8 protein-coding genes and 1 pseudogene are annotated in these 8,522 nt (G+C 69.9%); 3 read left to right on the top strand and 6 right to left on the bottom strand.

Going from position 1 to position 8,522, the window contains the following annotated elements; all coding sequences use genetic code 11:
* Positions 1–127: pseudogene (locus MKK53_RS07650) on the bottom strand (cysteine desulfurase); the annotation flags it as partial.
* Between the two features lie 269 nt (positions 128–396).
* Here MKK53_RS07650 and MKK53_RS07645 point away from each other — a divergent pair.
* From MKK53_RS07645 to MKK53_RS07635, 3 genes are all read left to right on the top strand, one after another.
* Positions 397–1,053 (top strand): alpha/beta hydrolase, encoded by a 657-nt coding sequence (locus MKK53_RS07645; RefSeq protein WP_243928095.1) that lies wholly within the window; start codon positions 397–399, stop codon positions 1,051–1,053.
* A gap of 122 nt (positions 1,054–1,175) precedes the next feature.
* Positions 1,176–1,562 carry a response regulator gene (locus tag MKK53_RS07640; protein WP_243928094.1) on the top strand — a complete coding sequence of 129 codons (387 nt, stop codon included), beginning with the start codon at positions 1,176–1,178 and terminating at the stop codon, positions 1,560–1,562.
* 67 nt (positions 1,563–1,629) lie between these two features.
* Positions 1,630–2,925 (top strand): O-acetylhomoserine aminocarboxypropyltransferase/cysteine synthase family protein, encoded by a 1,296-nt coding sequence (locus MKK53_RS07635; protein ID WP_243928093.1) that lies wholly within the window; start codon positions 1,630–1,632, stop codon positions 2,923–2,925.
* 21 nt (positions 2,926–2,946) lie between these two features.
* On the opposite strand, the gene MKK53_RS07630 is transcribed toward MKK53_RS07635, so the two are convergent.
* From MKK53_RS07630 to MKK53_RS07610, 5 genes are all read right to left on the bottom strand, one after another.
* Positions 2,947–3,249 (bottom strand): type II toxin-antitoxin system RelE/ParE family toxin, encoded by a 303-nt coding sequence (locus tag MKK53_RS07630; RefSeq protein WP_243928092.1) that lies wholly within the window; start codon positions 3,247–3,249, stop codon positions 2,947–2,949.
* 72 nt (positions 3,250–3,321) lie between these two features.
* Entirely contained in the window at positions 3,322–3,603 is a 282-nt protein-coding gene (locus MKK53_RS07625; protein WP_243928091.1) for a type II toxin-antitoxin system ParD family antitoxin, read from the bottom strand.
* 64 nt (positions 3,604–3,667) lie between these two features.
* Entirely contained in the window at positions 3,668–4,837 is a 1,170-nt protein-coding gene (locus tag MKK53_RS07620) for an acetyl-CoA acetyltransferase (RefSeq protein WP_243928090.1), read from the bottom strand.
* A gap of 47 nt (positions 4,838–4,884) precedes the next feature.
* A complete protein-coding gene (locus tag MKK53_RS07615) occupies positions 4,885–6,591 on the bottom strand; it encodes an IlvD/Edd family dehydratase (RefSeq protein WP_243928089.1) in 1,707 nt (568 codons plus the stop codon).
* 331 nt (positions 6,592–6,922) lie between these two features.
* Positions 6,923–8,404, bottom strand: coding sequence for an aldehyde dehydrogenase (locus MKK53_RS07610; RefSeq protein ID WP_243928088.1), 1,482 nt, complete (start codon positions 8,402–8,404; stop codon positions 6,923–6,925).
* Positions 8,405–8,522: the final 118 nt, after the last annotated feature.

Raw genomic sequence — 8,522 nt, 5'->3', positions numbered from 1 at the left:
CCCGCCCCTCGGCATGGACCGAGGACGGATTGCCCGGCAGCGCCAGGGCGCGCGCCACCGCCTCCGCCACCGCCGGACGGACCGGGGCGGTCGCATTGTGGTCGAGATAGGCGCGCACCTGCTCCATCACCGGACGCTTCGTCTCCTTGAAAGTGCGCGAAATTCTTGCGCGCGGGGTGGCCCGCCGTGTTAAGGCGCGCCGACGGAAATACCGGTCCCTCCGACCGAGACGCTCCCGGGCGGCTGACCTTCCAGTGGATCCCCTCGTTCTTTAGAATAGTTCTAATCACCTAGAATTATTCTAAGAGCGCTTTTATGGCGTGTATCCACTGAGTCAAGGCGGCTCGCTGCGGCGCGGCATCGTACGGACGAGGGCGACGGAGCGAGAGGACGAACATGCCAGAGGTCATCTTCACCGGTCCCGCCGGACGCCTGGAGGGCCGGTATCAGGCCCCCAAGAAGCGCGGCGCACCCATCGCCATCGTGCTGCACCCCCACCCGCAATTCGGGGGCACCATGAACAATCAAATTGTGTACAACCTTTTTTACACCTTCGCCAATCGCGGATTTGCAGCCCTGCGTTTCAATTTCCGCGGGGTGGGGCGCAGCCAGGGCGCGTTCGACCACGGTTCGGGCGAATTGTCGGACGCGGCCGCCGCCCTCGACTGGGTGCAGGCGGTGAACCCCGAGGCGAAGGCGTGCTGGATCGCGGGCGTGTCCTTCGGCTCCTGGATTGGCATGCAGCTGCTGATGCGCCGTCCGGAGATCGAGGGCTTCATCTCCATCGCGGCGATGGCCAACCGCTACGACTTCACCTTCCTCGCCCCCTGCCCGTCCTCCGGCCTGTTCGTGCACGGCTCCGAGGACCGGGTGGCGCCGGCCCGTGAGGTGATGCCGGTGATCGAGAAGGTGAAGACGCAGAAGGGCGTCATCATCGAGCACCAAGTGGTGGAGGGGGCCAACCACTTCTTCGACGGCAAGGTCGAGGAACTGACGCAGACCGTCGACACCTACCTCGACAAGCGCCTCGGCAAGCGGGAGGAAGCGGCCTGAGGCTCAGCACTCCGCACGGGGAACGCCGTGCGGTCTCCCGTGCTTCGCCTTGACGGATGGGGGGCGCTGCGAATACGGCGGCCCTCTGACTCCTCCCGCCCGTGGAACTCCCTCAACGCCTGATGACGGATAGCCCCTCCGAGCAACCGGTGGTCCTGCTGGTCGAAGACGACGGCCTCCTGCTGATGGAGGCTGCGGACACCCTTGCCGATGCGGGCTTCACCGTCCTTGAGGCGTCGCACGCGGACAAGGCCTTGGCCCTGCTCGAGAATCGGGACGACGTCGAGGTGCTGATGACCGACGTGGACATGCCGCAGGGCTCCATGGACGGCTTCGCCCTCGCCCGCCTCGTGGCGCATCGCTGGCCCGGAATCCCGGTGCTGGTGGTCTCCGGGATGGGCACGCCCGGCCCGCACGACATGCCGGACGGGGCGCGGTTCATCCCCAAGCCCTACGAGCCGACAACCCTGGTCCGAACCCTGCGCGCCTTCATCCGCCGCGCCGCCTGAGCCATAAGGTGCGTGGCCTCCCCGCCGCGGCCGATCCGCGCGGCAGGCCCCCGATCCGACGAGTCCCATGACCGACGAGACCCGACAGCACCGGTTTGCGACCCAGGCGATCCACGCGGGCGCCGCCCCCGACCCGGCGACGGGCGCGCGGGTGCAACCGATCTATTTCACCAACGGCTTCGTCTTCGACTCGACGGAGCAGGCGGCCGACATCTTCGCCGTGCGCAAGACCGGCTTCTCCTACTCCCGCGGCTCGAACCCGACCGTGGCGGCCCTGGAGCGGCGGGTGGCGGCCCTCGAAGGGGCGAAGGCGGCCATCGCCGTGGCCTCCGGCCAGTCGGCGGTGCTGCTGGTGCTGATGACGCTGATGCGCAGCGGCGATTCCTATGTCGTGTCCCCGCGCTTGTTCGGCGGCTCCCTCGGCCTGATGCGCCGGCTCGACGGGCGCTACGACATGAAGCCCCGCTTCGCCCGCGGCATGGAGCCCGAGGATTTCGAGGCCGCCATCACGCCGGGCTGCAAGGCGATCGTCTGCGAATCGATCGTGAACCCCTGCGGCTACGTCACCGACATCGCGGGCATCGCGGCGGTGGCCAAGCGCCACGGCCTGCCGCTGATCGTGGACAACACCCTGGCCTCCCCGGCCCTGATCCGCCCCATCGAGCACGGGGCGGACATCGTGGTGCACTCCACCTCGAAGTTCCTGGCGGGCTCCGGTCAGGTGATCGGCGGCGCGATCTGCGATGCCGGCACGTTCGACTGGGTGAAGGCCGGCGGCTACGACCTGATCAACGACCCCTGGCCGGATTACGACGGCCTCGTCATCCCGCAGCGCTTCCCCGAGACGCCCTTCGCGGTGGCCTGCCGCCTGTTCGGCCTGCGCGACCTCGGCCCCGGCCTGTCGCCGATGAACGCGTTCCTGACGCTCACGGGCATCGAGACCCTGCCCCTGCGGATGGAGCGGCACTGCGCCAACGCGAAGGCCGTGGCGGCCTACCTGAGGGACCACCCGGCGGTGGCCTGGGTGAGCTACCCCGGCCTGCCGGGCCAGACCGGCGAGGCGAACGCCGCCCGCTACACGCCGAAGGGACCCGGCGCGATCTTCACCTTCGCCCTGAAGAGCGGGGAGAAGGCGGCGCAGACGTTCATCATGTCGCTGGAGCTCATCTCGCACCTCGTCAACATCGGTGAGATCAAGTCCCTGGCGATCCACCCGGCCACCACCACGCACCGCCAATTGCCCGAAGCCGAAAAGGCCATCGCCTTCGTCGGCCCGGAGACGGTGCGCCTGTCGATCGGGCTGGAGAACATCGAGGACCTGATCGCGGACATCGCGCAGGCGCTGGACAAGGCGGTGGCGTAGGGTTTCCCCGGCGCCACGGGATCACCGCAGGGCGCTTCCCCAGTCGCGGCCACGATAGAAGATCCGCAGGATGACGACGCGCTCGCCCTCCACGGTGAACGCCACCGTCACGCGCCGTTCGAGCCCGATGATCCTGAGGCCGGGGCGGACATCGTCGCGCAGGCTTCCTCGCTCCGCGCCGTATTCGAGGGCATCGCAGAACGTGCGGATGCGTTGCTCGTAACGCACCGCGACGCGCGGATCGCTGCCCTCCGCGATCAGATCGTAGATCGCATCGAGATCGGTGGCCGCCTCAGCCGTGTAGAGGATCTGCCGGCGCTTCATTCGGCTTTCCGCTCAAAGCGATTCGGTCATTGCTCTGCGGCGCCCGCGACGACGCTGACCGGTCCGAGCTCCTCAGACATCGCCCTTGAGGCGCTCCGCCTGGCGACGGCGCATTCGCTCGGCCATGTCCTGCGGGGAAAGACCGCCCGCCGGGTCGGCTTTCCAGCGGTCGAAGGTGGCGGCCACTTCCTCGCGGAGCCACAGATCGACGGCCGCGTCGCGTTCCTGCAAGGCGCGCAGGCCCGCCCGCACGACCTCGCTGGCGCTCGCGAACGAGCCGGCTTTCACCTGCGCGTCGATGAACGCGGCCTGTTCCGCCGGCAGGCTGAAGGTCCGCTTCTCACTCGCTGCCACCCGGCACTCCCGATGATCGGCACTCGACGTGGTATGACATGATCATACCACGATGCCGGACGCCCTACCGCCGCCGTTCCAGGATCGACACGTAATTCGCCACCGCGGCGCCGCCCATGTTGAACACGCCGGCGAGCTCGGCGCTCGGCACCTGCATCTCGCCGGCCTCGCCCATGAGTTGCAGGCAGGCCATCACGTGCATCGAGACGCCGGTGGCGCCGACCGGGTGGCCCTTGGCCTTCAACCCGCCGGAGGGGTTCACCGGCAGACGCCCGCCCTTCTCCGTCGTCCCGTCGCGGACGATCCGATACCCTTCCCCCGGCGCGGCGAGGCCCATCGCCTCGTATTCGAGCAGTTCGGCGATGGTGAAACAGTCGTGGGTCTCCACGAAGGACAGGTCGTCGTTGCCGATCCCGGCTTGCCCCCGCGCCCTGTCCCAGGCCCGGCGGGCGCCCTCGAAGGCGGTGGGGTCCCGGCGCGACAGGGGCAGGATGTCGTTGACCTGCGCCCGCGCCCGGAAGCCGATGGCCCGCTCCAGCCGGGCGGCGGTCTCGGCGTCGGCCACCACGAGGGCGGCGGCACCGTCGGAGATCAGCGAGCAGTCGGTCCTGCGCAGGGGCGCGGCGACGTAGGGGTTCTTGTCCGAAACCCGGTTGCAGAAGTCGAAGCCGAGATCCTTGCGCAGCTGCGCATAGGGGTTGGCGACGCCGTTGCGGTGGTTCTTGGCGGCGATGCGGGCCAGTTCCTCGCTGCGGTCGCCGTAGCGCTGGAAATAGCCCGCCGCGATCCGCCCGAACACCCCGGCGAAGCCGCCCTCGATCTCGGCCTCCTCCTTCCGGTAGGAGGCGCCGAGCAGGATGTCGCCGGTTTCGGCCACGGTCTTGGCGGTCATCTTCTCGGCGCCGACCACGAGGGCGATCCGGCCCCGGCCGCTGTCCACGAAGTCGAGGGCCGCGTAGAGCGCCGCCGAGCCGGTGGCGCAGGCGTTCTCCAGATGCGTCGAGGGGACGTGGGCGAGGTCGGGCTGGTTCAGGGCCACGAGGGAGCCCTCGAAGCCCTGCTTCGAGAAGCCGGTGTTCATGACGCCGACATAGATGCCGTCGACCTCGGCCGCCCCGACGCCCGCATGGGACAAGGCCTCGCCGGAGACGCGGGCGATCAGGCTCTCGACATCGGGGTCTTCGAGCTTGCCGAAGGGGGTGTGGGCCCAGCCCACGATGCAGGCGCGCGTCATCGTCGTTTCTCCCGTTGCCGGGACGATGGCCCCGGCGGGGGCACGGATCAAGGCCGCGCGGGTGACGGCCCGGCGAGGAAGTCGAAGTCGCATCCCTCCGGCGCCTGGGTGACGCTGCGCCGGTACAGGGCCTTGTAGCCCCGGGCGGGGGCCGGGGGCGGCGTATGCGTCGCGAGGCGGCGGGCGACCTCCTCCGGCGCGACCAGCAGGTCGATCCGCTTGTCCCGCACCGAGAGGCGGATGCGGTCGCCGTCGCGCACGGCGGCGAGCGGCCCGCCGATGGCGGCCTCGGGGGAGACGTGCAGCACGATCGCCCCGAAGGCGGTGCCGGACATCCGCGCGTCGGAGATGCGCACCATGTCCTTCACCCCGGCGCGGGCGAGCTTCTTCGGGATCGGCAGGTAGCCGGCCTCCGGCATCCCGGCGGCGTGGGGGCCGGCGTTCTGCAGGACGAGGATGTCGTCGGCGGTCACGTCGAGGTCCGGGTCGTCGATGCGGGCGGAGAGGTCTTCGAGGCCGGTGAACACCACCGCCCGCCCCTCGGTCTCGAACAGGCCGGGCGTCGCCGCCGCGCGCTTGAAGATCGCCCCCTCCGGCGCGAGGCTGCCGGAGAGCGCCACGAGGCCCCCCTGCGGCGAGACCGGATCCGTGAAGGGCCGGACCACCGCCCGGTCGACCCAGCCCGCCGGCTCGTCCAGCCGCTCGGCGAGGGTACGGCCCTCCACGTCGATGGTGTCGAGGTGGAGCAGCGGGCGCAACTCGCGCAGCAGGGCACCCATGCCCCCGGCGGCGTGGAAATCCTCCATGTAGCCCTCGCCCACCGGCTTCAGGTCCACCAGCACGGGGGTCTCGTCGGAGATGGCGTTGAACCGTTCGTAGGGCACGCGGATGCCGAGCCGGCCGGCGAGCGCGGTGAGGTGGACGATGGCGTTGGTGGAGCCCGAGACCGCCATCAGTACGCGGATCGCGTTCTCCACGGACTTCTGCGTGATGACCTGACTCGGCCGGACCTTCGTCTCGATGAGACGCACCGCGGCCCGGCCGGTCTCCTCGGCGGCCACCAGCCGGTCGGAATGGACGGCGGGGATCGCCGCCGTGCCCGGCAGCGACATCCCCAGCGCCTCGGCGAGGCACGCCATGGTGGAGGCGGTGCCCATCACCGCGCAGGTGCCCGCGGTGACGGAGAGCCGACCCTCGACCTCGGCGATCTCCTCCGCATCGACGCTGCCGGCCCGGTACTTCGCCCAGAAGCCCCGGCAATCGGTGCAGGCGCCGAGCCGCTGGCCCCGGTGGCGCCCGGTGGACATCGGCCCGGTGACGAGCTGGATCGCCGGCAGGTCGGCCGACGCCGCCCCCATCAGCTGGGCCGGCACGGTCTTGTCGCAGCCGCCGATCAGCACCACCGCGTCCATGGGCTGGGCGAGGATCATTTCCTCGGTGTCCATGGCCATCAGGTTGCGGTACATCATGCTGGTCGGGTTGAGGAAAACCTCCCCGAGCGACACGGTGGGGAACGGCAGCGGCAGGGCGCCCGCCGCCAGCACCCCGCGCGAGACCGCCTCCACGAGGTCCGGCATCCCCCGGTGGCAGTTGTTGAACCCGGACGGCGTCATGGCGATGCCGACCACCGGCTTGCTCAGGAGCCGGGGGGAGATTCCCATCGAGCGGGCGAAGGAGCGGCGCAGATAGCGGGCGAAATCCCGGTCGCCGTAATTCGTCAGCCCCCTGTCGAGGCCATGCGGTTCATCGGTCATGGGGGCTCCCCGGGCCTCACCGCAGATGGAACGCGATCCAGGCCACGGCGAAGAGGATGACAGCGGTGAGGGCGTAGCGATAGGCGGGTTTCACAGAGGCGAATGCCTGCCTGACGCGGCCGAAGGATGATTCATTCCCTTCTCCGCAGGGCTGTCCCTCCCCCCTCTGCGGGGGAGGGTGGCCCCCGAAGGGGGTCGGGAGAGGGGAGCGCCGGTGCAGGATGAGGCCCCGCCCCGCGCATGCGTCCCTTTCGGGTGCCGGCGCTCCCCTCTCCCCCCCTGCCGCGCAGGGTACCCTCCCCCGCAGAGGGGGGAGGGGAAAACGCGAGCCTCACCGCATCACGAACGGGTTTTCCGGCGCGTCCTTGCTGGTGGAGATCCAGATGCTCTTGGTCTCCAGATACTCGCGGATCGATTCGATGCCGCTTTCCCGGCCGAGGCCCGAGCGCTTCATGCCGCCGAAGGGCATCATGTAGCTCACCGCCCGGTAGGTGTTCACCCAGACGGTGCCCGCCTTCAGCCCCTTGGACATCCGCATCGCCCGGCCGATATCCTGCGTCCACACCCCGGCGGCGAGGCCGTAGATCACGTCGTTGCCGACCCGCAGCGCCTCGGCCTCGTCCTCGAAGCCGATGATCGACAGGACCGGGCCGAACACCTCCTCCTGCGCGATGCGCATGGAGTTGGTGACGTCGGCGAAGATCGTCGGCTCCACGAACTGGCCGCCCTTCACCCCCTCGCCCGTGGCCGGGTTGCCGCCGAACACGCAGCGGGCGCCCTCGCTCTTGGCCACCGCGATATAGTCCAGCACCTTCTGGTACTGCGGCGGTGTGGTGATCGGGCCGATATGGGTGCCGGCCTCCATCGGGTCGCCGAGCTTAGCGGATTTCGCCAGCTCGATCAGCCGGGCGGTGAACTCCTCGCGGATGCTGTTCTGCACCAGCAGGCGCGAGCCGGCGATGCAGGTCTGGCCGGTGGCGGCGAAGATGCCGGAGATGGCGCCCGCGGCGGCCATCTTCAGGTCCGCGTCGGCGAAGACGATATTGGGCGACTTGCCGCCGAGCTCCAGGGCGACGCGCTTGATCTGCTTGGCGGCGTCCGAGTAGATCCGCGCCCCGGTCACGTCGGAGCCGGTGAAGGTGATCTTGGCCACGTCCGGGTGCTCGACGATGGCCGCGCCGGTCTCGGCGCCGTAGCCGGTGACGACGTTGAGCATCCCGTCCGGCAGGCCGGCTTCCTTGAGCAGGGCGGCGAATTCCAGGGTGCTGGCCGAGGCGAATTCCGAGGGCTTGATCACCACCGCGCAGCCGGCCGCCAGCGCCGGGGCGCATTTCCAGGCCACGAACAGCAGCGGCGAGTTCCAGGCGGTGAGCGCGCCCACCACGCCCACCGGCTCGTGGGTGGTGAAGGCGAAGGTGTCGGGCTTGTCGATCGGCACCTGCGCGCCCTCGACCTTGTCGGCGAGGCCGGCGAAGTAATACCACCACTCCGGCTGGTAGCGGGTCTGGCCGTACATCTCGGCGAAGAGCTTGCCGTTGTCGCGGGTCTCGATCTCCGCGAGGTGCCTGGCCTCGCGCTCCACGATGTCGCCGATCCTGCGCAGGACCTTGCCCCGGGCCGAGGCGGTCATCGCCGCCCAGGGGCCCTCGGTCATGGCGCGCTTGGCCGCCGCGACGGCCCGGTCGACGTCCGACCGGGAGCCGCGGGGGATCCTGGCCCAGGGTTCGCCGCGGTAGGGGTCGATCGAATCGAACCACTCCCCTTCGACCGGATCGACGAACGCGCCGTCGATGTAATGCTGATAGGTCTTCATGGGGCGGCCTCCCTGTTCCGGCGGACAGGCCGGATATGGACCAGCCGCGCGTGGGCGGCCAGCCTGCCGGAACGGCGCTGCCGCCCTGCGGGGCAGGGAAGCGGGTCGCGTGTCACCC

Source organism: Methylobacterium sp. J-076 (assembly GCF_022829405.1).
In the GTDB taxonomy this organism is placed as follows: Bacteria; Pseudomonadota; Alphaproteobacteria; order Rhizobiales; family Beijerinckiaceae; genus Methylobacterium.
Note: the sequence above shows the minus strand (reverse complement) of the source record. Positions and strands in the feature narration are given on the sequence as shown.